Annotated in this window: 19 protein-coding genes; 11 read left to right on the top strand and 8 right to left on the bottom strand. The window is 71.1% G+C overall.

The genetic code is table 11. The annotated features are described in order from the left end of the window. The first annotated feature begins 116 nt into the window (after positions 1-116). The gene (locus tag ACWGKJ_RS30590) at positions 117-1,172 is read left to right on the top strand and encodes an SDR family oxidoreductase (RefSeq protein ID WP_385030450.1); all 1,056 of its coding nucleotides are present in this window, start codon (positions 117-119) and stop codon (positions 1,170-1,172) included. 200 nt (positions 1,173-1,372) lie between these two features. After that, complete coding sequence (locus tag ACWGKJ_RS30595; RefSeq protein WP_385030447.1) at positions 1,373-2,011, top strand: DUF1707 SHOCT-like domain-containing protein; 639 nt, start codon at positions 1,373-1,375, stop codon at positions 2,009-2,011. A gap of 102 nt (positions 2,012-2,113) precedes the next feature. Here the strand turns inward: ACWGKJ_RS30595 and ACWGKJ_RS30600 are convergent, their stop codons facing one another. Then, positions 2,114-2,446, bottom strand: a complete 333-nt coding sequence (locus tag ACWGKJ_RS30600; RefSeq protein WP_385030444.1) for an ArsR/SmtB family transcription factor — start codon at positions 2,444-2,446, stop codon at positions 2,114-2,116. Between the two features lie 200 nt (positions 2,447-2,646). Further along, a complete protein-coding gene (locus tag ACWGKJ_RS30605; RefSeq protein WP_385030441.1) occupies positions 2,647-3,576 on the bottom strand; it encodes a serine hydrolase in 930 nt (309 codons plus the stop codon). An 818-nt stretch (positions 3,577-4,394) separates the two neighbouring features. Here ACWGKJ_RS30605 and ACWGKJ_RS30610 point away from each other — a divergent pair. The 3 genes from ACWGKJ_RS30610 (at position 4,395) to ACWGKJ_RS30620 (ending at position 7,194) form a co-directional block, all read left to right on the top strand. Continuing rightward, positions 4,395-5,405, top strand: coding sequence for a chitinase (locus tag ACWGKJ_RS30610; RefSeq protein WP_385030438.1), 1,011 nt, complete (start codon positions 4,395-4,397; stop codon positions 5,403-5,405). Positions 5,406-5,558: 153 nt separating this feature from the next. Then, a complete protein-coding gene (locus tag ACWGKJ_RS30615) occupies positions 5,559-6,203 on the top strand; it encodes a LysE family translocator (RefSeq protein WP_385030435.1) in 645 nt (214 codons plus the stop codon). A gap of 79 nt (positions 6,204-6,282) precedes the next feature. Beyond that, positions 6,283-7,194 carry a serine/threonine dehydratase gene (locus ACWGKJ_RS30620; RefSeq protein WP_385030432.1) on the top strand — a complete coding sequence of 304 codons (912 nt, stop codon included), beginning with the start codon at positions 6,283-6,285 and terminating at the stop codon, positions 7,192-7,194. Positions 7,195-7,361: 167 nt separating this feature from the next. Here ACWGKJ_RS30620 and ACWGKJ_RS30625 read toward each other — a convergent pair whose 3' ends face one another. Further along, complete coding sequence (locus ACWGKJ_RS30625; RefSeq protein WP_385030429.1) at positions 7,362-8,342, bottom strand: methyltransferase; 981 nt, start codon at positions 8,340-8,342, stop codon at positions 7,362-7,364. 314 nt (positions 8,343-8,656) lie between these two features. Between ACWGKJ_RS30625 and ACWGKJ_RS30630 the strand changes: the two genes are divergently transcribed. Then, complete coding sequence (locus tag ACWGKJ_RS30630; protein WP_385030426.1) at positions 8,657-9,469, top strand: HAD family hydrolase; 813 nt, start codon at positions 8,657-8,659, stop codon at positions 9,467-9,469. 142 nt (positions 9,470-9,611) lie between these two features. Here the strand turns inward: ACWGKJ_RS30630 and ACWGKJ_RS30635 are convergent, their stop codons facing one another. The 3 genes from ACWGKJ_RS30635 to ACWGKJ_RS30645 form a co-directional block, all read right to left on the bottom strand. Beyond that, positions 9,612-10,487: an SGNH/GDSL hydrolase family protein gene (locus ACWGKJ_RS30635; protein ID WP_385030423.1), complete on the bottom strand. Its 876-nt coding sequence runs from the start codon at positions 10,485-10,487 to the stop codon at positions 9,612-9,614. Positions 10,488-10,693: 206 nt separating this feature from the next. Next, the gene (locus ACWGKJ_RS30640) at positions 10,694-12,178 is read right to left on the bottom strand and encodes an FGGY family carbohydrate kinase (RefSeq protein WP_385030420.1); all 1,485 of its coding nucleotides are present in this window, start codon (positions 12,176-12,178) and stop codon (positions 10,694-10,696) included. Beyond that, on the bottom strand, positions 12,175-13,251 hold the full coding sequence (locus tag ACWGKJ_RS30645; RefSeq protein WP_385030417.1) for a 2-hydroxyacid dehydrogenase: 1,077 nt from the start codon (positions 13,249-13,251) through the stop codon (positions 12,175-12,177). Before ACWGKJ_RS30645 ends, ACWGKJ_RS30640 begins: the two co-directional genes overlap by 4 nt. Positions 13,252-13,440: 189 nt before the next feature. On the opposite strand from ACWGKJ_RS30645, the gene ACWGKJ_RS30650 reads away from it, so the two are divergent. The 4 genes from ACWGKJ_RS30650 (at position 13,441) to ACWGKJ_RS30665 (ending at position 17,855) form a co-directional block, all read left to right on the top strand. Continuing rightward, positions 13,441-14,085 carry a histidine phosphatase family protein gene (locus ACWGKJ_RS30650; protein WP_385030414.1) on the top strand — a complete coding sequence of 215 codons (645 nt, stop codon included), beginning with the start codon at positions 13,441-13,443 and terminating at the stop codon, positions 14,083-14,085. Beyond that, positions 14,082-14,858, top strand: coding sequence for a DeoR/GlpR family DNA-binding transcription regulator (locus tag ACWGKJ_RS30655; protein WP_385030411.1), 777 nt, complete (start codon positions 14,082-14,084; stop codon positions 14,856-14,858). Before ACWGKJ_RS30650 ends, ACWGKJ_RS30655 begins: the two co-directional genes overlap by 4 nt. Before the next feature lie 107 nt (positions 14,859-14,965). Beyond that, positions 14,966-16,300 (top strand): MFS transporter, encoded by a 1,335-nt coding sequence (locus tag ACWGKJ_RS30660; RefSeq protein ID WP_385030407.1) that lies wholly within the window; start codon positions 14,966-14,968, stop codon positions 16,298-16,300. Positions 16,301-16,385: 85 nt separating this feature from the next. Next, on the top strand, positions 16,386-17,855 hold the full coding sequence (locus ACWGKJ_RS30665) for an FGGY-family carbohydrate kinase (protein WP_385030403.1): 1,470 nt from the start codon (positions 16,386-16,388) through the stop codon (positions 17,853-17,855). Between the two features lie 79 nt (positions 17,856-17,934). Here ACWGKJ_RS30665 and ACWGKJ_RS30670 read toward each other — a convergent pair whose 3' ends face one another. Together ACWGKJ_RS30670 and ACWGKJ_RS30675 are read right to left on the bottom strand one after the other, a co-directional pair. Beyond that, positions 17,935-18,366: a protein-tyrosine phosphatase family protein gene (locus ACWGKJ_RS30670; protein ID WP_385030399.1), complete on the bottom strand. Its 432-nt coding sequence runs from the start codon at positions 18,364-18,366 to the stop codon at positions 17,935-17,937. Positions 18,367-18,503: 137 nt separating this feature from the next. Then, positions 18,504-19,733, bottom strand: coding sequence for an FUSC family protein (locus ACWGKJ_RS30675; RefSeq protein ID WP_385030395.1), 1,230 nt, complete (start codon positions 19,731-19,733; stop codon positions 18,504-18,506). Between the two features lie 299 nt (positions 19,734-20,032). On the opposite strand from ACWGKJ_RS30675, the gene ACWGKJ_RS30680 reads away from it, so the two are divergent. Next, positions 20,033-21,061: a cytochrome c oxidase assembly protein gene (locus tag ACWGKJ_RS30680; RefSeq protein ID WP_385030392.1), complete on the top strand. Its 1,029-nt coding sequence runs from the start codon at positions 20,033-20,035 to the stop codon at positions 21,059-21,061. Positions 21,062-21,228 lie beyond the last annotated feature (167 nt).

Below are 21,228 nucleotides of genomic sequence, written 5' to 3' on the forward strand. Positions count from 1 at the left end.
GCACGGCACTTGTCCGCAGGTACGGCTTGCGCCGTACCTGAAGGCGTGATTCACTGCACAGGTACGAATTCAGTCGTACCAAACGGGTGTGCACGGTCAACTTCAGGAGCAGGACCATGAATCCGGAACGCAGAGTCGCCCTGGTCATCGGGGCGAACGGGGTTGTCGGCCGCGACATCATCCACCACCTCGCCGGCCTCGACGGCTGGGAGATCATCGGAGCTTCCCGGCGCGGTGGCACGGACACCGGACGGATCCGCTATATCGCCGTGGATCTGCTCGACCCAGAAGACGCCCGCGAAAAGCTGGGCGGACTGACCGAGGTGACACACATCTTCTACGCGGCGTTCCAGGACCGGCCGACCTGGGCCGAGCTGGTACCGCCCAACCTCGCCATGCTGGTGAACTCCGTCGACGCGGTCGAGCCGGCGGCGACCGGTCTGCGGCACATCAGCCTGATGCAGGGGTACAAGGTCTACGGCGCACACCTGGGGCCGTTCAAGACACCGGCCCGGGAGAGCGACGCAGGGCACATGCCCCCGGAGTTCAACGTGGACCAGCAGTCCTTCCTGGAAGGCAGGAGCCGGGGGAAGTCCTGGACGTGGTCGGCGATCCGGCCCTCGATGGTGGGCGGGGCCGCTCTCGGGAACCCGATGAACCTGGCCCTGGTCATCGCCGTGTACGCGTCCATCTCCAAGGAACTCGGGCTGCCCCTGCGGTTCCCGGGAAAGACCGGCGCCTATACCGGTCTCTTCGAGATGACGGACGCCGGCCTGCTCGCGAAGGCGACGGTCTGGGCGGCGACCGATCCGAACGGTGAGGGCCAGGCCTTCAACATCGCCAACGGCGATCTGTTCCGGTGGGAGGAGATGTGGCCCAAGATCGCCGCGTACTTCGAGATGGATGTCGCCCCGCCCCTGCAGATGTCTCTCACCACTGTCATGGCGGACAAGGAGGCGCTCTGGAACGAGATGTCGGCGAGGTACGGTCTCACCCACTCCTATGAGGAGGTCTCCTGCTGGAACTTCGGCGACTTCGTCTTCGGACTGGACTACGACATGTTCGCCGACACGTCGAAGTCACGTCGGGCCGGTTTCCACGAGTACGCGGAGACCGAGCAGATGTTCTTCTCCATCTTCGACGAGTTCCGCAAGCAGAGGATCGTCCCGTAGTGCCGGCCCCCGGGCCCCGATTCCGCTGAAGCCCCGGCCGTTGGCCGCCGGGGCCTTCGGCCTGCCGGGCGGCCCCGGCGTACTGGGCGGCCCCGGGCGTACTGGGGGCCCCGGCGTGGTGGGCCTCCTGGCCGGAGAGCCCGGACCGCGCTTCACTGACCGCTGTTGCAGGGCATCGGGCCGTCCACCAGAATGCGGGCATGACGGGTGAACCGAGACCGGCGGGCGACTCCGCCAAGAGCAGTACCGCTCCCGGTCTGCGGGCATCCGACCGTGAGCGGGACCAGGTGGTCGAGATCCTGCAGGTCGCCGCCGGTGACGGCCGGATCACCGCAGCGGAGCTGGACGAGCGCCTGGACGTAGCCCTGTCGGCCCGCACCCTCGACCAACTGGCCGAGCTGACGGCCGACTTGCCGTCGGACGCGATGCCCCCGCAGGCGAGGGAACTGGTCCGGATCGATCAGCGCTTCGGCGATGTCAGCCGCACCGGTCGCTGGCTGGTCCCCCTCCGCATGGAGATCCGGCTGATGTTCGGCGATGCGAAGCTGGACTTCACCGACGCGGTGATCACCCACGGTGCTCTGCACATCGATGTCGACCTGCGGATCGGGGGCAATCTGATCCTGGTGACCCGGCCCGGCGTCGTGGTCGACGTGGACGGCCTGGAGCGCAGCAGCGGCGACATCAAGATGCGGCCGGCCGCCACCCCCGACATCCCCACCATCCTGCGCGTGCATGTCTCCGGGCGGTCCCGCGGCGGGGACATCATCGCCCGGCCCCCACGCCGCAGGTTCTGGGAGTGGCTGCGCCGCCGCACGCCGAGGAGCATCGGCCGCTGAACGGGCGGGCCGGGGCGCGACCTTGGCAGCGGGGAGCGCGACGAGCGAAGAGCTGCGGTCCTCCATGGGGAAGGCGCGGTCTCTCAGGGGAGGGCCGCCAGGTCACGCAGCCGGACGGGCAGCCCCGGCCTCCTGGGCCAGCAGACCCAGCAGGCCGGGGAAGCGCTGCTCGACCTCCAGCCGCCTGAGCCGCACTCCACGGCGGTTGCCGTAGTCCACGTCGGTCACCAGTCCCGACTCGCGGAGCACCCGGAAGTGATGGGTGCAAGTCGACTTCGAGACCGGCAGGTTGAACGAGGCGCAGGTACGCTCCGGCTCACCCGGGACAGCGATCAGCTCCGTCACCACACGGCGGCGCAACGGGTCGGAAAGGGCCGTCAGGACCTTGCCGATGTCCATTTCCTCAGGGCTCGGATGCCCCAGCTCGTCCGCCATGATCACTCGCCCTCGGATACGGATTGCTTCGTACCGCATAGCCCGGCCCGCCGCACAGCAGGTATCAACGACACCATACCTAAGGGGCCGGGCCATGCGGATCAGCGGATCACGAACGCGGCTCAGGAGAAGCGGAGCCACCGCTCAGGCGCCGCTGCTCAGGGGCAACCGCTCAAGGGCCACCGCTCAGGCGCCCCGGCTCAGTGGCCCGCCGCCGCCCGGACCTTGCTGTTCAGATCGCGGTGGATGACATGGGAGGCGCCCTCGATAGTGTCGATGCCGTACCCCATCGTGCTGTTTCCGCTGGAGAGAACCGTCATGCCGTAGTCGTGGCCATGCCCGGTGAAGAAGCCGACGCTGTGCACCCGCCACCCGTGGGTCGCACGGGAGAGCCAGCCGTTCTTGACATGCGTCGCGGCGGTCGCCGGCGCCCCTGTGGGCACCCCCCACTTCTGGTCCGCCTCGACCTTGGCCATCAGCCCCAGGGCGTAACCACGTGAGCTCTCGTTCAGCACCGGATTCTTCGTCGAGAGGAGCTTCATGAGGGTGAGCTGGTCGGCCGCGGTGATCTGGGTCAGGCCCCACGTGCCGTCCGCACCCGGGACGGTGTGCCGCATCTTGGCGAGGCCGAGGAAGTGCTTGACGCGGGCCACCCCGAGCTGGCGCCAGAGAGCGGAGGTGGAGTCGTTGTCGGACTTCGTGATCATCGCGGTGGACAGTTTCACCTCGCGCGCGGTCAGCTTGCGGTGCGACTCCTCCGCCTCCCGCAGCAGCGTCCCCAGCACCGTGACCTTCACCACACTCGCCGAGTCGAAGTGCGCGCTGTCCTTGAATCCACAGCTGGTCCTGGTCTTCCGGTCGTAGACGGCCAGCGCCGACGCGTCCTTGCGGCCCTTGAGCGCGCCGGCGATGTCGTGCGACAGCTCGGGGGCCAGACCGGGCTTCTGCGAAGTACAGACGACCTTCGAGCCGCCTACGGAGGCGCTGGCCGAGCCGGTGGCACCCTTCGGGGCCTCTGCGGTGCTCGCCGAGGCCGCGCCTACCCCGGCCAGGGGGGTGAGCAGCACTCCGGCTGCCACCGAAGCGGCGATTCCGCGCCGCGTGCAGGTCGGTATGCGTGATCGGTGCATGAAGGTACGTCCTGTTCCCGCGGTGGTCCGAGGTCCGTCGCGTCCGACCTCGCACGACCGGGCCAAAAGGCCGGTCGACCGCTGCTTCGGTGGTGTTCCGCCCGGCAGGAGGGCCTTGCGGTGGACAGCCCGGAACCCGGGGCGTGGCCCGCGGTGGGAGTCGCCGGACGGGGGCCGGCTGCGACAGTGCGAGCCGACCTGGGATACCCGTCCCTGGATCAGAACCACCGTAGGGGTATCCGCGGAGCACCCTTTGGAGAGTTTGGATGAAATGTCCGAATTAAGTTGGTATGTCGCTGTGTGATATTTGCCAACCCTCCGGGGCTCGCATCCCCCACCCAGCCCCAGGTCAGTGGCACTGGCACCACGGATCCAGAACCCTCGGCGCCCGCGCCTCCAGGCCCTCGGCGCCACCAAGGCCCCGGACCGGCGACCGAGCCGTACGACCACCCGACCGCACCCAACCACGCCCGACAGTACCCAGCAGCGCTCGGCAGCCGGGCTCGCGGCAGCCGCCACCGGATTCCTCCACCCTCTCCCCCGGCCCCGCGCCCGGCGAAATCAGCCGCCCTCCCCCTCGATCGGCCGTCAAAGGCCCCGTCGACACAGGGAGTTCACCCACACCGTCCACGTCAAGCCCCGCATCCGCACCTCTCCCCACCCCTCCCTGTGACTTCGGTTCACAACCTTGACAGCCCTCTTGGTCTAGTCCAATCTCATGTCTGCACGCCGTCAAGTTGTCGCCCAGGCCGACCCCTTGCTTCCCCGGCCCACTGCACCTTGATGACGTCCCCCACTGTCATCGAAAGGACCGGACCATGCGTCGACGTCCCCCCACCACGTCACGTCGAACGATCTCCGCCTCGCGGACCTGCGCCGTTCTCGCGGCTGCCGGAATCGCCGTAGCCGGAGCAGCTCTGACCGCCGGTCCCGCGTCAGCGACACCGGTCAGCCCCAAGGCGGCGGCGAGCTTCGCCCCGTACACCGATATGTCCAACTCCCAGGAAGGGCTGCTGGACACCGCGATCACCCAGCACGGAGTGAAGACGTTCACGGCCGGATTCGTCATCGGCTCCGGATGCAACCAGATCTGGGGCGACACCCTGCCGGTGGGCGACGACTCGTACACCGACCCGCTGATCAGCAAGGCCAAGTCCGAGGGTGCGTCGGTGATCGTGTCGTCGGGCGGCGCCGCCGGTCTGCCGCTCGCCTGGAGCTGTACGGACCAGAGCGCGATCAATGCCGGGTACCAGAAGATCATCGACTCCTACGGGCCCAGCTCGCTCGACTTCGACATCGAGGGCGGGGCCATCGCCGACACCGCGGCGGCGGCACGCAACATGAGCGCCATGAAGACCCTCAAGGCGGCGAACCCGGGGCTGACGTTCTCCGTCACGCTGCCGGTCCTGCCCAACGGCCTCACGGCCGACGGCGTCAACATCCTCAAGGCCGCCAAGGACGCGGGCGTCAAGATCGACGTTGTGAACATCATGACGATGGACTACTACCAGGGCTCCCAGGACATGGGGCAGGCCGCGATCAGCGCGGCGAAGGCCACCCTCGGCCAGATGCAGTCGGTCGACCCGGGGTACACCTACGCCAATCTCGGCATCACGCCCATGATCGGCGTGAACGACGACGGGTCTGTCTTCTCGACGGCCGATGCCTCCACGGTGAAGAGCTGGGCGGCAGGCAACGGCGTGGGACGGCTGTCGTACTGGTCGGTCAACCGTGACCAGTCCTGTGGTTCCGTCACCACGGCCGCCTCGCCCACCTGCAGCGGTGTGACCCAGGGGCAGCTGGCCTTCGCGGACATCCTGGGCGGCTGATCGCACCGCCCCGAACTGCCTTGATCCGTACGGCGGTTCCGGTGACCGGGTCCCGGCAGAGGGCGGGGCCCGGTCTCATGTCATCCGGTACCGCTGGGCCGTACCGCCCGGAAGTGCCTGGTGCTCAACCCGGTTTCCACCGACCATGGCCCCATGATCGGTATATCCGCCGTACTCGGCGTAGCAGCGGTGTCACTCGGCATGGTGCTCACCCCCGGCCCCAACATGATGTATCTCGTCTCCCGCAGCATCACGCAGGGCCGCCGGGCCGGGGTGATATCGCTGGCCGGTGTGGCAGTCGGCTTTCTCGTCTATCTCAGCGCGGCCAACCTCGGCCTCTCCGTCGTGTTCCTGGCCGTCCCCGAGCTGTATCTGACGGTGAAGCTCGCCGGTGCCGCCTATCTGGGGTGGCTCGCCTGGCAGGCCATGCGCCCCGGCGGTACGTCGGTCTTCGCCCCGCAGGAGCTGGCACCCGACTCCCCCCTGCGCCTCTTCACCATGGGGTTCGTGACGAATCTGCTGAACCCGAAGATCGCCATCATGTACCTGTCGCTCATCCCGCAGTTCATCGATCTGCACGCCGGGCATGTCCTGCTCCAGGGGTTCGTACTGGGCGGCATCCAGATCGCGGTCAGTCTCGCGGTGAACCTGGCCATCGCCCTGGCCGCGGGAACCATCGCCGTCTTTCTCGCACGGCGCCCGGTGTGGCTGCGGGTCCAGCGCTGTCTCATGGGGACCGTACTCGGCGCCCTGGCCGTTAAACTCGCGACGGACCGTGCTCCCGCCGCCACGGCATGAGCACGCCCGTCGGCCACCGCAGCCCGGGTACGGCAACCCTGTTTGGTTCCGGCGGCCCGGCCTGGCGAGGATGGGGAGCATGAACCAGATCGAGACGCTCTCGGCCGGCGACGTCGCGGCCGCCGCCGCCAGAATCCGCCCCCATGTCCGCCGTACTCCCCTGCTGGACCTGGAGATCGACGGACGCCGTGTCGTCCTGAAGCTGGAGTATCTGCAGCGCAGCGGTTCGTTCAAACTGCGCGGAGCGGTCAACGCGATGCTGGACCGGACCTCGGACGATCATGTCGTCGCCGCTTCCGGCGGCAATCACGGTCTCGCGGTCGCCACCGCTGCCGCGCTGCTCGGTGTCCCCGCGACCGTCTATCTCCCCGAGACCGCACCCGAGGCGAAGGCGCGGCGCATCGAGGAGGCCGGCGCCCTGCTGGTGCGGCACGGAGCCACGTTCGCCGAGGCAGCGGAGGCGGCGCAGAAGGCCGCGGCCGAGCCCGGCTTCCGCTTCCTCCACCCGTACAACGACCCGGCGGTCGTCGCGGGGCAGGGAACCCTGGCAGCTGAAGTGGTCGCCGATATTCCCGGGACGGACGCGTTCGCCGTCGCCGCGGGCGGCGGCGGGCTCACCGCCGGTACGGCGCTCGCGGCGGGCGGACGCCGTGTGGTGGCGGTCGAACCGGACGGCTGCCGCTCGTTGCACGATGCACTCGTGGCGGGGAAGCCGGTGAACTCCCCGGTGGATTCGGTCGCTTCGTCCGCGCTGGGGGCTTCGCAGATCGGTGAGGTGCCGTTCGGCATCGTGGCTCCGTACGGTGTGGAGTCGGTGCTCGTCAGCGACGCGGAGATCCTGGAGGCCCGCGACCGCCTGTGGGAGGAGTGCCGGATCGCGGTCGAGCCCGCGGCTGCCGCGTCCTTCGCCGCCTGGCTGGCCGGCCGGGTGCCCGGACAACTGCCGTGCGTGGTGCTGTGCGGCGCGAACGCCGACTGGACGGCAAGCTGAACACGGCCACGCGCCCGGCGCCCGCGCACTCCCGCAGCGCGTGGTCCGGGCGTACGGCGTGGTGATCCGGGCGTACCGCGTGTCCGGGGCCGGAACCAGTCCCGTGGACATCCCGACAAGGCCCGGCGAGAACGGCCGCGCGCCCCACACCCCGGGACTGGATGTGACTACGCCGGAACGGCCTCCACGACGGACATCAGGGAGGCGGACGGCGTCACCCGGCCAAGACGCAGTCCCGCCGCGCGGAAAAGCGATTCGAACTCGGAGCGGCTGCGTTCCCGTCCGCCGTTGGAGAGCGTCAGCATATTGAGGTCCATCAACGGCGGCAGACCCGAGGCGTCATCGGTGTCGACCACCAGTTCTGCCACCAGGATGCGACCGCCGGGATTGAGGGACCTCAAGCAGGTCCGCAGGATACGGACGGCCGATTCGTCGTCCCAGTCGTGCAGGACGTACTTCAGCAGGTAGACGTCCCCGGCCGGAACCGAGTCGAAGAAGTCGCCCCCCGTGAAACAGAAACGGTCGGCGACACCGGCGCGGGCCGCCGATGCCGCGGCGGCGTCGGCGACGTGCGGCAGGTCGAGCACCGCCCCTCGCAGTTCCGGATGCCGGGTCATCAGGGTCTGTACGAAAGCGCCCGCGGCTCCTCCGACGTCCACGACGGTCTCCGTTCCGCAGACGTCGATGACATCGGCGAGGTGCTCCGCAACGCCGTCTGTCATCGCGGTCATCGCGGCGGTGAACAGGTCGCCCTCCTCCGGGTGTTCAGCGAAGTAGCCGAACAGGTCCTGTCCCATCACCGCTGGTGCCTGAGGTTCACCGGAGCGTATCGCCTCGGTCAGGCGTCCCCAGGGCTGCCAGTGGGAGGTCATGCCACCCCACAGGGCGAGATCGCGAAGGGACCCCCGACCGGTCCGGAGCGTACGCAGCAGCGGGGTGGCCGCGAAGTTCTCGCCGTCCTCACACGTCACCAGAGACACGGCCTGGCAGGCCCGTAAGAAACGGAAGGCCGCCACGGGATCGAGAGACTCCGCCTTTGCCAGCTCCGCGGCCTTGACAGGCCCGGAGTCAAGGTGATCGGCGACGTTCAACTCCGCTGCCGTGCACACCACTTGTGTCACCCAGTAACCGGTGATCATCTGGAACATGCGACCGGCTTCTCCCCTGGCGGGTTCTTCGGCGCCGGCCGGCGTGAGTGGCTTCTCGTACAGGGTCACGGTCTCTCCCGTTCTGATGCCGGGCCGCCTGTGTGGCCGGACGGCCGAGCGGCTGCTGGCGTGCCTCCGCGTGTGCCCGGCCTGCTGCGGCTAATGCCTTTGAAGCGTCAAACTCCGCTGACGTATGAGGAGATGGAAGCTCCACACGTCGCCTCCCCGGTTGTGCCGGACAGGTCTGCTACGTGGCCCCCGCGCCCGGCCACCTCCATGACCAGCAATGACAGGAAGCCTCTTAGGCTGACGCCATGCCCACCACACCCGCATTCGACATCATCGCCACCGATCTGGACGGCACCCTGCTGCGTCGCGGTGACACCGTGAGTCCCCGTTCCCGCGCCGCACTGGCCCTGGCCGCGTCGGCCGGGGCCCGGCATCTGATCGTCACCGGCCGGTCCCTCCCCGGCACGCTGGGACTGATCGCCGCCCTGGGGTACCGCGGGCCGGTCGTGTGCGGGCAGGGGACGCAGCTGTACGACGCCGGGGCGGCGCTGATGCTGCGGTCCGTGACCCTCGACCGGGAGTCGGCCGACACCGCGCTCGCCAAGATCGAGGCGGAGACGGGGCCGGTGTTCGCCGCCGTGGACCAGGACGGCGCCGACGGCCGTACGCTCGCCGAGCCGGGATACGTGATGCCGCACCCCGCTCTGCCGGTCCTGCGGGTCGGGCGACGGCCGGAGCTATGGGCGAGGCCCGCCATCAAGGTCCTCATACGTCACCCGGCACTCTCGGACGACGAGTTGGCGGCCGTCGCCCGTACCGTCGTGGGCGACCTGGCCGCCGTCACGATGGCCGGCCCGGGCACGGTCGAGCTCGCACCGTACGGTGTGGACAAGGGCACCGGAATCGCCCTGGCCGCCGAGGTGTGGGGACACGACCCGGCGCGGATGGTGGCGTTCGGCGACATGCCCAATGACCTGTCGATGTTCCGCCGTTGCGGATACGGGGTGGCCATGGCCAACGCCCACCCCGAACTGATCGCCGCAGCGGACGAGGTGACACTCTCGAACGAGGACGACGGCGTAGCGGTCGTTCTGGAGCGCCTGTTCGCCCGAACCTGATCGCCAGTACGCAGCCCGGCACAGCTCTTGGCCTCCTGCACCCCGCCGCTCTTCCAGCGGCGGCCCGTGCTCCGATGCCCGGACCACCACTGTCTACGGGCGCGAACAGCTCGCGCGCGGGGCCAGGGCCCGCCGCCGTGGCTCAGATCTTCGTCAGGAAGGTGTCAGCGATGACCTGGTAGCCGGTGTCGTTGGCATGGATGTCGCCGCGCGCCATGTTCGTCCACTGCAGGATGCGTGCCACGTTCAGCGGCACCTGTTTGCCGTCCAGTGGTGCCAGTGGGAGGAAGGAGTTGGTGCGGAACGCCGATGCCACATCGGCGGTCGGGACTCCGTGGGCCGCGTCGACGAGCCCGATCGTGGTGTTGAGCGTGTCGGCGAGCGGTACGGAGAGAGTCGCTGCGGTCCTGCCCTGAGTGCCCGTCAACCAGGCTGCCAGGAACGGATCGTAGAGGTTCATGCCGACGATCCGGGTCTGGGGTCCGGCCGCCTTCTTGAGCCGGTCCAGGATGGTGTCCAGGCCGGAGCCCACCTTTCCGACGCCCGAGACGGCGCACCCGACATCGACGTTACCGTCCGTCAGACAGCCGTCGACGTCGTTGGCGCCGATGTCCAGGGTGACCACCACCTGGTCGTCGTGGTGGAGCCGGAGGAAGTGCTCGGCTTCGGCCAACTGCGAGCCGGTGTACGGATGAGGGTACGGGCAGGGTCCGTCGATCATGGAACCGGTGGTCTCGCCCGGGCACCCGAGCCCGACGAAGTCGAAGGGCCGTCCCGCGTGGGCGGCGCGCGCCGAGAGCGTGCGGGCGATGTCCTGGGCGTAGCCGCGCCCGGTGACATGCCCGCCTCCCGGCAGGGTCTGGTATCCCGCGGCCAGTGAGTCACCGAGCGCCAGGTAGTAGCGCGGTGCGGTGGCTCCCGCGGCCGATGCCGGGGTGGAGAGGCCGAGCAGGGCGACGGTGGCGGCGAGCGCCGCCGCCAGTGCGAGCCTGGCGGGTCTGAACAGGGAAACGCGCATGGAGCCTCCAGCAGTGAGGGCGGTGCACGGGAGGAGCAACTGCGTTGAGGCTACTGTCTGGTAGGTCGGCTGAGTAGGCCCGGAACAGGACCTTCTGACAGCGACAGGACCCGCGGCGTGTCGGGCCGGAAGGCCGACCGTGGGGCCGGAAAAGGGCGGTATGTAAGCGCAGTTGGGGCAGCTGCCTGGAGGAGCACCAAGCCCTGCTAGCCGACGCGCGCCCCGGTCGTCTCGCGTACGGCGGTGGCGTCCCACTGGGCGCGCGCCGAGGCGAGTGCGGTGCGGTAGGCGGCGTAGCCGTCCTCGTACATCTCGCGGAACCCCTCCCTCGGCTCGACGGTGTGGAACAACTGCGCTTCGGTGGCGGCCGGTTCGCCGAGGAAGCGCCGGGCCACCCTTACCGCGCCGAGCGCCCCCACCTCGTTCTCCGCCGGGACGCGGATCTCCCGCCCCAGGATGTCGGCGAAGAGCTGGGTCCACGGGCCGGACCGGGTGCCGCCACCGCAGGCGGCGAGCGTGCCGGAGAGGCCGGCGGCCTCCAGGCAGTGGCGCGCCGCGTAACCGATGGCCTCGCACATGGCGCGTACCGCGTCGGCGCGGTTGTGCGCGAGGGTGAGTCCGTCCAGCCGGCCGCGGGCCTGCGGGTCGACGAAGGGCGCCCGCTCCCCCGCGTCGGAGAGGAAGGGCAGCGCAGTGACGCCACGGGCGCCCGGTGGGCTGTCGGCGAGCAGGGGCCCGAGGTCGGTGGTGGCCGTCCCGGTCAGTTCGAGGATCCATTCGAGTGCGGCGGTGCCGACCATGGCGGGCATGGAGCGCAGCCAGCGCCCGGGGTCGGGGGTGCAGAGCGACATCCCGGCCGGTTCGGCGCAACCGCCCGCCCCGGCCCGGTCGGTGAGGACCTGGCAGGCGAGGGTGGTGCCGACGATCAGCAGGCCGTCCCCCACCTCCCGTACCCCGCTGCCGATGGCGCAGGCCGGCAGATCGTACGGTCCAGAGGTGAGCGGCAGCCCCGCCGGGAGGTCCAGGAGCGCGGCCCCCTGGGCGTCCAGACCCAGGACGGTGCCGGGGGCGGCGGGGGCGGCCAGCAGACGGGCCTGGCTCTCGATACCGCAGGCGGCGAGCGCCTCAGGTGCGTAGGTGCGGTTCACCGGGTCGAGGAACGGCAGTGTCGCGTCGGAGGCGTCCACGCTGATCCGGCCGGTGAGCCGCTGGGCGACGGCGTCCACGCAGTACCCGGCGACGGCCGCGCGGCCGAGGCTCTGCGGCTCGTGTTCCTGCAGGTGGGCGAGGAGCGGGGCGTGGCAGCCGGGGAACATGCCGGAGCCGGTACGCGCGTACACCTGCTGTACGGTGCCGTCCGCCAGCCACTGTGCGACGCGGTCGGACGCCCGCCCGTCCATCCAGGAGATGGCGGGGCGGACCGCACGGCCCTGTGCGTCGCGCAGCCAGAGGCCGTCGCCCTGTCCGGTGAGGGCGAGTGCGGTGGGCGGCGCGGGCAGTGCGGCGGTGGTCTCCCGTACGACTTCGGCGACCGTACGGACGACATCGTCGAGGTCCTGCTCGACGCGGCTGCCGGGCAGCCGCTCCAGGTGACTGCGGCGGGTCGCGGAGGCGAGCGGCCGCCCCTCGCCGTCGAAGGCGACGGCCTTGGTGACGGAGGTGCCGATGTCCACGCCGATGATCACGCTCATGGCCGGGCGGCCTCCTGGACCTCGGGGTTGGCGGGATGGGCGAGCTTCTCGCCTCGGAGGAAGCGGCCCGCCTCCGCTGCTGTGATCGCCGCGGCGCGGTGCGCCGTCTGGCGGGTCGCGCCGGCCAGGTGCGGGGCGGTGACGACGTTCGGGGCCTGGTGCAACGGCCAGTCGGCGGGCGGCGGTTCGATGTCGTACACGTCCAGGGCGAGGGCTCCGATGCGGCCGCTGCGCAGCAGCTCCGGCAGCGGGGCGTAGTCGAGGAGACCGCCGCGTGCGGAGTTGACCAGCACCGCACCGTCGGGGAGCAGCGCGAGCTTCCCGGCGTCGATGAGGTGGCGGGTCTCGGGGGTGAGCCGGGCGTGCAGGCTCACCACGCTGCTGCGGGAGAGGAGTTCGTCGAGTGAGACCGGTTCGACGCCGTCGGCGCGGGCGGCGACGGGATCGGTGTACGGGTCGGCGACCAGGACATGGGCGCCGAAGGCGCGCAGGACCCGGGCGACGATCCGGCCGATGGCGCCGTACCCGACGAGCCCGGCGGTCGCGCCGTCGAGCTCGGTGCCCGCCTCGTCGTAGGCGTAGAAGTCGCCGCGCCAGGTGCCGCGCTTCAGCTCCGCGTCGGCCGTGGTGATCCGGCGCATCGCGGTCAGCATCAGGCCGACTGCGAACTCCGCCGCCGCCGGGGCGTTGCGTCCCGGTGCGAAGGAGACGGCGACGCCGTGCCGGGTGGCGGCGGCGAGGTCGACGTTGACGGGGCCGCCGCGGGAGACGGCCACCATCCGGAGTTCCGGGCGGGCGGCGAAGACCCGCTCGGTGAACGGGGCCATCTGGGTGACACAGAGGGCGGCGCCTTCGAGCGCCGCGATCAGTTGCTCCTCGGTGCCGCTGGCCTCCTGGACGTCGCCGACCGGACCGAAGGGCTGGTGCGGCCAGGGCAGGGTGAGTTCCCCGATCTCCACCGCGCCGCCGGGCCCCTCCCCGCTGCCCGGCTCCCCGCTGCCCAACTCCTCGCGCAGGGCGGTACGGAGCAGGCTGGGGAGGACGAAATGGTCACCGGCGGCGAGGATGCGCATGGGCTGGGCCCTTCTTCGGGTCACGGGGGCGCGGTGCCTCAGCGGTACCGCACCGGCCCGGACGCTGCATCACTGTCATGGGCGTTGATAGATTTAACATCATCGTTTTGAAGAATCAATGGGCCGACACGGTCCCGGGCAACCGTGCCCCGGGCCGGCCGCGGCCCGCTTGCGAGGGAGCGCGATCCGATGGAGGCCCGTCTGCTGCTGGTACGGCACGGCGAGACGCAATGGCATGCGGAGAACCGGTACGCCGGCGTCTCCGACGTACCACTGACCGCGAGGGGCCTGGAGCAGGCGCAGGAGCTCGCGGAGTGGGCGCGGTGGCGGGGCGTCGGTGCGGTGGCCAGTTCGCCGGTCAGCCGGGCGCTGCTCACCGCCCGTCCGGCCGCCCTGGCGCTCGGCACCGAGCCGGAGGCCGTCGAGGCGCTGCGCGAGGTGGACTTCGGCTGGGGCGAGGGCCGCACCATCGCGGAGATGGCCGCCGAGGACGCCGAGGCGGTGCGGCGCTTCCACGAGGACGCGGAGGCCGGGGCCTTCCCCGGCTCCGAGGCCCCGTCGGCCGCCGCGGCCCGCGCTTCGGACGCGCTGCGCGCTCTGGCCCGGCGCCACCCGGGGGAGACGGTTCTGGTGGTGGCGCACAACACGCTGCTGCGCATGGCCCTCTGCTCGATGCTGGGCATTCCGGTGGGCCGCTACCGTCTGGTGTTCCCCCGGCTCGACAACGCGGCCGTGACGGAGATCGAGGTGAGCGGCGCCCGTACCGCTCTGCGGTCGCTGAACGTGCCCACCCGGCAGTCGGCTCCGGGCGGTGCGGGAAACTTGGCCGTATGACGACGACCGGCGCCCAGGCCCGCAGACAGACCATCACGGAGCACGTCCTGGCGAACGGCACCGCGAGCGGCGCCGAACTCGCGGAGCTCACCGGCGTCAGCCTGATGACAGTCCACCGTGACCTGGACGAACTGGCCAGACAGGGGGTGCTGCGCCGCTTCAGGGGCGGGGTGTCCGCGCTGCCGTCGACCGTCTTCGAGTCCAATCTCGACTACCGGCTCGGTGTCAACACCACCGAGAAGGCGGCCATCGCGAAGACCGCGGCCGAGCTGGTCGAACCGGGGATGTCGGTGCTCCTCGACGACTCCACGACCGCGCTCGCGCTGGCCGCGCTGCTGGTGGAGCTGGCTCCGCTGACGGTGGTGACCAATGCCCGGCGGGTCGTCGACCTGTTCGCGGGCCGGGAGGGGATACGCCTGATCTCCCTGGGCGGGGAGTATTCGTACCCGCACGACTCCTTTCTCGGTGTCGCGTGCCTGGAGGCCGTCGAAGCGCTCTCGGTGGACATGGTGCTGGTCTCGACGTCGGCGATGGACGCCCGGATGACCTACCACCAGGAGCAGGATGTAGTGCTGGTCAAGCGGGCGATGCTGGCGTCGGGCACCCGTAAGGTCCTGCTGATGGACCGTACGAAGCTGGCCAGGACGGCACTCCACCGGCTCGGTCCGGTTGCGGACTTCGACCATCTGGTGGTGGATGGCGGTGTGGACGCCGAGCTGCTGGCCGCGCTGCGGGAGCGGACGGATGTCAGGGTGGCGGCCACGGGCCGGTAACAGGGCCTCTTAAAGTATTGCGTGTTAATTTCACAGAGGTCATGATGCGTTCTCGTCGGGGTTGTACGCCCGTGGGCCGATGACACCTCACCGTGGAGGCACGAGCCATGCGCAGCACCGCCGCAAGCACCGCCGCTCGTACGGGTACGGTCTGGGACCGCGCGGGCATCCCCCGGCCGCTCCTGTTCGGCTTCATCGGGGTCCTGATCTTCATGATCGGGGACGGGGTCGAGTCCGGGTTCATCGCTCCGTTCATCAAGAGCAACGGCGCCGGCAGTGAGGTCCGGGCGAGCTATGTGATCACGGCGTACGGCGTGGCCGTCATGCTCGCCTCCTGGCTGTCGGGCGCGCTGTCCGAGCTGTGGGGGCCCCGGCGGGTGATGCAGATCGGGCTGACCGTCTGGATCGTCTTCGACGTGCTCTTCCTCTCGCTCGGCGCCGCGCAGGGCAACTACCCTCTGATGCTGGTCTTCTACGGACTGCGCGGCTTCGGCTACCCGCTCTTCGCCTTCTCCTTCCTGGTGTGGGTGACCGCGACGGCGCCGGTGGCCAGGCTGGGTGCGGCCGTCGGCTGGTTCTACTTCGCCTTCACGGGCGGGCTGCCCACGCTAGGTTCGCTCACCGCGTCCGTCACCGACCCGCTGTTCGGGAAGTTCGGCACGCTGTGGATCGCGCTCGGGGTGATCGCCGTGGGCGGGGCTTTCTGCCTCGTCGGGGTACGTGAACGCACCGGCTTCTCACGGCTGGCCCCGCCCGATGTGCGCCCGGTCCAGTCGCTGGCCCGAAGCCTCTCCATCGCCTGGACGCATCCGAAGGTCACCATCGGCTGTGTGGTGCGCATCATCAACACCGCACCGCAGTTCGGCCTCTGGGTGATCCTGCCGGCGTTCTTCACCGACGAGATGGGCTTCACGGACGGCGACTGGCTGCGGCTGCTGTCGATCATGTTCGCCACCAACATCTTCTTCAATCTCCTCTTCGGGCTGGTCAGCGACCGGATCGGCTGGCGCACCACCATCGGCTGGTTCGGTGCGGTGGGCTGTGCGCTGAGCGTCCTCGCGCTGTATTTCGTACCGAAGCTGCTGACCGGGAACTACTGGGTCGCGGTCGGTGTCGGCATGGTCTACGGAGCCACGCTCGCCGGGTTCGTGCCCATCTCCGCGCTGATGCCGTCGCTGGCGCCCGGGAACAAGGGCGGCGCGATGGCCCTGCTCAACCTGGGTGCGGGCGGGGCCGCCTTCGTGGGTCCCGCGATCGTCTCGCTCTTCCTGGGACCGCTGGGCCGGGACGGGGTGGTGCTGATCTTCGCCGGTCTGTACGTCGTCGCGGCTCTTCTGACCCTCTTCCTGAAGCTGCCGAAGGCGTCGGAGGAGGCCATCCAGCAGGGCAAGTCGCTGCATGAGGCCTCCGACGACGAGCCGCTCACCGCGCCCGCCACCTGACCGCCCCGCACCGGCAGATGCTCCGCTCCCGTCCACGGCCGGGATCCGCACCCGCCCTCCGCGTACGAGAGGACCCCTTCCGCAGATGAGTTCCGCCACCGGTGCCCGGCCCGCGCCCGTCCCCGTCGTCGCGGGCGTCGACGTGGCCACCGCAGCGGTCCGCGTGGTGTGCGCGGATCCGGGCGGCCGGGTCCTCGCCGGGGCGACGGTCCCGGTCACCCCTCCGGTGCGCGGCGGAGGCGGCCGCAGCGAGCAGGACGCCCGGTCCTGGTGGCCGGCCACGGCTGCCGCACTGCGCCGGGCCACCGCCGCACTGCCGGGGGGCGGCCGCGAGGTGGTCGCCGTGGCCGTGTCCGCCACCTCCGGGACCCTGGTGCTGGCCGGGCCGGACGGCGAACCGGCCGGACCCGCCCTGATGTACGACGACCGGAGCGCGGCCGGCGTCAACGCGCGGGCGCAGGAGCTGGGCGCACCGCGCTGGCGGGCGCTGGGACTGACCGTCGGCCCCACGGCCGCGCTGGGGAAGCTGGTGGGCTACGCGGCCCGCGCGCTCCCCGGCCAGCTGGTGCTGCACACCCCGGATCTGCTCGGTCTGAAGCTGACCGGGCATCCCGTGGCAACCGACTGGAGCCATGCGCTGAAGTCCGGCTACGACCCGCGTGCGGGCGAGTGGGCCAGCGAGGTCTTCGACGCGTTCGATGTGCCGTCGCGGCTGCTGCCCGCCGTGCGGGCCCCCGGCACGCGGAGCGGGGTGGTCTCGGCGAGCGCCGCCGCCGAGACCGGGCTCCCTGCGGGGTGCGAGGTCCGGCTCGGGATGACGGACGGCTGCGCGGGCCAGATCGCCACCGGCGCGGTCGAACCCGGCCGGTTCGTCGGCGTGCTGGGGACGACGTACGTACTCAAGGGGGTGACCCGCGAGCTGGTCACCGACCCCGCGGGCGCCCTGTACAGCCATCGCCACCCGGACGGCTGGTGGCTGCCGGGCGGAGCGTCGAACACGGGCGGCGAGGCCGTCGCCGCGGTGGACGCGGCCCGCCTGCCCGCGCTGGACGCGGCGGCGCGGGAGCGGGGCCCGGCCGCGTGTCTGGCCTATCCGCTGCGCCGTGAGGGCGAGCGGTTCCCGTTCGTCTCCGGCCCGGCGCACGGCTTCCTCGTCGGTACACCGCGGGACGAGGCAGAGGAGCACCGGGCGGCGCTGGAGGGGGTGGCCTTCCTGGAGCGGCTGGCGGTGGAGCGGGTGCGGGCGCTGGGGATCGAGGTACGGGGCCCGCTGTACGCGGCGGGCGGCGGCAGCCGCAGCGCCGTGTGGAACCGTATCCGGGCGACGGTCCTCAACAAACCGCTGAGCGTGGCGGAACGGGCCGAGACGGCCTTCGGCGCGGCCCTGCTGGCCGCGTCGGGCACCCTCCACCCGGATCTCCCGGCGGCTGCGGCGGCGATGGCCGGTGCGGGGCGTACGGTCGATCCGGTGGAGCGCGAGCGTGCGGCGCTCGACGCGTCGTACGGGCGGTTCGTCGCGGAACTGCGCTCACGCGGGTGGCTCGGCACGGGCTGAGTACGGGCGGGGGCCCGTACCTGACGGGTCGGTCACGGGCGTGGTCGGGGCGCGTCACCGACGCACCTGATCGGTGGATCTACGCGAAACGGCGGACGAACCGGCGCTGCCAGGGGGTCTCGACCGCGTGCCGGTCGTAGTGCTCACGGACGTATCCGACGGCGTCGGCAGCCGGTACCCCGTCCAGTACGGCAAGACAGGCAAGAGCCGTACCGGTACGGCCCCGCCCGCCCGCGCAGGCGACTTCGACGCGCTCCGCCCCCGCCCGCTCCCAGACCTCGCGCAGGGCGCCCGCCGCGGCGGCGCGGTCGGCCGGGAGCCGGAAGTCGGGCCAGCGGATCCAGCGCGACTCCCAGTCCACGGGGGAAGGTTCACGGCCCAGCAGATACAGGGCGAACGTGGGCTCGGGTCCCGCAGGGAGCGGCCTGCTCAGTCCGCGGCCCCGGACCAGACGTCCCGACGGCAGCCGCAGTACGCCCGCCGCCGACGGGTCCCAGGGCTCGGCCGTCACCGGCAACGTACCTCCACGGTCGGGACGGGGATCGGGCCGCCGCCGCGGCACGGTGCCGGTTCATCCTCGCACCGGCCGGGGTCTGCCGCAGCCGCTGGGGCGAGTCGGCCGGTCCGCTCGGGTCCGCCCGGCTCCGCTCAGATCTCCGCGCGCATCTTGCGGGCCATGGCGGTCCCCCGCAGCCGGCGGACCGCGGAGGCCAGTTGCGGGTGCCGTTCGCCCAGTTCCAAGGAGCGGCGGTCCAGTTCCTGGGTGAGCCGCTCGGCACGCTTCTCCACGTCGAGTTCGTCCAGGATGCGGTCCACCTCGGCGAGCAGCGCGCCGTGGAGCTGCCACTGGCGCGGGTGCTGCTGCACGTTCTCCAGAAGGAGGTGGGCGACCCGGTCCCGGGTGACCGCGGCCTCCTCCAGCGCCAGCGTCAGCCGGGACTCGGCGTCCTCGGCGCTCTTGGCGACCGGCGTGGTGATCAGTACGGAGAAGCTCTCGATGGCGTCGGCGAGATCGCCCATCAGCTCCTGCAGCGCGGCGGCCACATCCTCGGGGAAGAGCGGCTCATCGGTGCGCTCCTTCGCCAGGTCCGTCATCGTCCGCGTGAGCACCCGCAGCACCACGGCGCAGATCTCCAGGGTGTCCAGGCCGGTGCGCAGCACGACACGTGACAGCAGCCCCTGGCGCACCCGGGGGTTGAGCAGCAGGCTCTCCTCGGCCTGGCGGAGCGAGGCATCCACCTCGACGATGTCGTGGTCGAGTCTGCGTGCCTCGTGCAGCCGTGCGGCGGCCTGCTCGACGGGGGTGTGGCCGCTCGCCTGCGTGCCGATGGAGCGGAGCATCACGCCCATCGACTCCGCCATCTCCTCGATGGAGCTTCCCGCCGTCTGGACCCAGACCGGCGGTGCGAGCAGCAGGTTGAAGAGCAGCCCCACCCCCGCACCGATCAGCGTCTCCAGGATCCGGTCCCAGGCGGTGGCCGCCACCTGGGAGACACCGAGCACCAGCATGGAGCTGATGGCGACCTCGGGTACGAACTCGTACACGCGCACCAGCCGCCCCACGATCAGCGCGGTGAAGATCGTCAGACCGAGGCTCCACCAGGTCAGTCCGACGAGCGTGCTGAAGCCGCTGGCGAGGAGCACTCCGACGATGACGGCGTTCACCCGTCGGATCCCCGTCCTGAGCGTCGCGTAGAGCGTGACCTGGACCACGAGCAGAGCTGTCAGGGGCGCGGTGAGAGGCGCACGCTGCGGCAGCGCCACCAGTGCGACCACGAAGGCGATGACAGCGGCGGCCGTGGACCGGAGCGTCTGCACCGCGACGGGCTCCACGGTCCTTCGGACCAGCTTGACCACGGGTGCGGACACATCAGGCATTGCAGGTTCCTTCCCACACGGGTGGCGCCCGCGTGCCCCCGGTGGCACCGCGCCCGTCCGCACACGACAGCGGCCAGTGTGACGGCGGCCGGTGCCGATGCCCCGACAGGCGCACCGGGGTGTCGTGGCGGCCCTGCACGCGGGGAGCGGGAATCATCGGCGGGACGCCGCGTACGGAGGACCGGCGGTGGCGCGCCGCGCGGCCGCCCCGGACGGAGGCGTCCGACGACACGGGACTACCGTGGTACGGCCCCCACGGCGGTCCTCGCGGGCGGGTGCGAGAGGTAAGGATGTCTGGAATGAACCTGCCGGATCTGACCTTTTCCCGGTTCCCGGCCATGTGGCAGTTCGACGGTCCCGCTCTGCTGCTGGTCCTGGTTCTGGGCGGGCTCTACGGCTGGGGTGTGGTGCGGCTGCGGCGGCGCGGCGAGCGGTGGTCCGCGGGCCGCACGGCGGTCTTCGCCCTGCTGGGTCTCGGCACGGTCGTGGTGGCCACGATGTCGGCGCTCGCCGTCTACGACGAGGTGCTGTTCTGGCCGGCCGCCGTGCAGAACATCCTGCTCGATCTGATCGCGCCGCTCGGCCTGGCCCTGGGCGACCCGCTGTCGCTCGCCTGCCGTGCGCTGCCGGGGCGCGCGGCGGCCCGCCTGCGCCGCGCGGTGACCGGCAGGTTCGCCCGGCTGCTGGCCTTCCCGCTGGTCAGTTCGCTGCTGGTCCTGGTGTCGGAGCTGTGTGTGTACTTCACGCCGTACTTCGAGACCGCGCTGCGCCATGGCGCGCTGCATCAGCTGATGTACCTGCAACTGCTCCTGGTCGGTTGTCTCTTCGTGCTGCCGGTCCTCACCGAGGAGGCGCTGCTGCCCAGCTGGTGCAGCCACCCGGTGCGGGCCGCGATGGTCTTCTTCGACGGGCTCATCGACGCCGTCCCGGGCATTGTGGTGATGACCAGCGGCACCCTGATCGCGGGCTCCTGGTACACCCGGCACTCCCCGTCCTGGGCGCCCGGCGTCCAGCACGACCAGCAGATCGGCGGCGGTGCGATGGTCACGCTCGCCGAACTGGTCGGGGTGCCCTTCCTGCTGGTGATCTTCGCTCAGTGGGTCCGTTCGGAGCGGGCCAGGACGGCGGCGCTCGACCGCCGCCTTGACGCCGAGCTGATCCCGGCGGCGCCCCGTACGCCGCCGGTTCCGTCCGGCGGCGGCGCCGCGGTGGTCCCCGCGTCCGCGGGCGGCGCGCAGGAGAGTGCGGAGGGGCCCGAGCGGGTCCGTCCGTGGTGGGAGTCCGACGGAGGCGTCGTCGGGGACAGGATGCGCCAGGGCCGCCCGTAGGCCCGGTCCGGCCGGGCAGCTCCGGACCGGCGGAGTCCCTTCGTACCGGCCGCGCCGCTCCGTACCGTGTACCGGACACCGCCGGGCATGACCGGCGCCTGCCCGGACATGCGTCGGACTGTCACCGGCCTTCGGCCGCACCGCATACTGGGGTACGCCGTCCGGCG

This window comes from Streptomyces sp. NPDC054757 (assembly GCF_053612185.1).

Coding starts and splice junctions, on each gene's coding strand:
- ACWGKJ_RS30590 (WP_385030450.1), top strand. CDS start 117: ATGAATCCGGAACGCAGAGTCGCCCTGGTCATCGGGGCGAACGGGGTT.
- ACWGKJ_RS30595 (WP_385030447.1), top strand. CDS start 1,373: ATGACGGGTGAACCGAGACCGGCGGGCGACTCCGCCAAGAGCAGTACC.
- ACWGKJ_RS30600 (WP_385030444.1), bottom strand. CDS start 2,446: ATGGCGGACGAGCTGGGGCATCCGAGCCCTGAGGAAATGGACATCGGC.
- ACWGKJ_RS30605 (WP_385030441.1), bottom strand. CDS start 3,576: ATGCACCGATCACGCATACCGACCTGCACGCGGCGCGGAATCGCCGCT.
- ACWGKJ_RS30610 (WP_385030438.1), top strand. CDS start 4,395: ATGCGTCGACGTCCCCCCACCACGTCACGTCGAACGATCTCCGCCTCG.
- ACWGKJ_RS30615 (WP_385030435.1), top strand. CDS start 5,559: ATGATCGGTATATCCGCCGTACTCGGCGTAGCAGCGGTGTCACTCGGC.
- ACWGKJ_RS30620 (WP_385030432.1), top strand. CDS start 6,283: ATGAACCAGATCGAGACGCTCTCGGCCGGCGACGTCGCGGCCGCCGCC.
- ACWGKJ_RS30625 (WP_385030429.1), bottom strand. CDS start 8,342: ATGTTCCAGATGATCACCGGTTACTGGGTGACACAAGTGGTGTGCACG.
- ACWGKJ_RS30630 (WP_385030426.1), top strand. CDS start 8,657: ATGCCCACCACACCCGCATTCGACATCATCGCCACCGATCTGGACGGC.
- ACWGKJ_RS30635 (WP_385030423.1), bottom strand. CDS start 10,487: ATGCGCGTTTCCCTGTTCAGACCCGCCAGGCTCGCACTGGCGGCGGCG.
- ACWGKJ_RS30640 (WP_385030420.1), bottom strand. CDS start 12,178: ATGAGCGTGATCATCGGCGTGGACATCGGCACCTCCGTCACCAAGGCC.
- ACWGKJ_RS30645 (WP_385030417.1), bottom strand. CDS start 13,251: ATGCGCATCCTCGCCGCCGGTGACCATTTCGTCCTCCCCAGCCTGCTC.
- ACWGKJ_RS30650 (WP_385030414.1), top strand. CDS start 13,441: ATGGAGGCCCGTCTGCTGCTGGTACGGCACGGCGAGACGCAATGGCAT.
- ACWGKJ_RS30655 (WP_385030411.1), top strand. CDS start 14,082: ATGACGACGACCGGCGCCCAGGCCCGCAGACAGACCATCACGGAGCAC.
- ACWGKJ_RS30660 (WP_385030407.1), top strand. CDS start 14,966: ATGCGCAGCACCGCCGCAAGCACCGCCGCTCGTACGGGTACGGTCTGG.
- ACWGKJ_RS30665 (WP_385030403.1), top strand. CDS start 16,386: ATGAGTTCCGCCACCGGTGCCCGGCCCGCGCCCGTCCCCGTCGTCGCG.
- ACWGKJ_RS30675 (WP_385030395.1), bottom strand. CDS start 19,733: ATGCCTGATGTGTCCGCACCCGTGGTCAAGCTGGTCCGAAGGACCGTG.
- ACWGKJ_RS30680 (WP_385030392.1), top strand. CDS start 20,033: ATGAACCTGCCGGATCTGACCTTTTCCCGGTTCCCGGCCATGTGGCAG.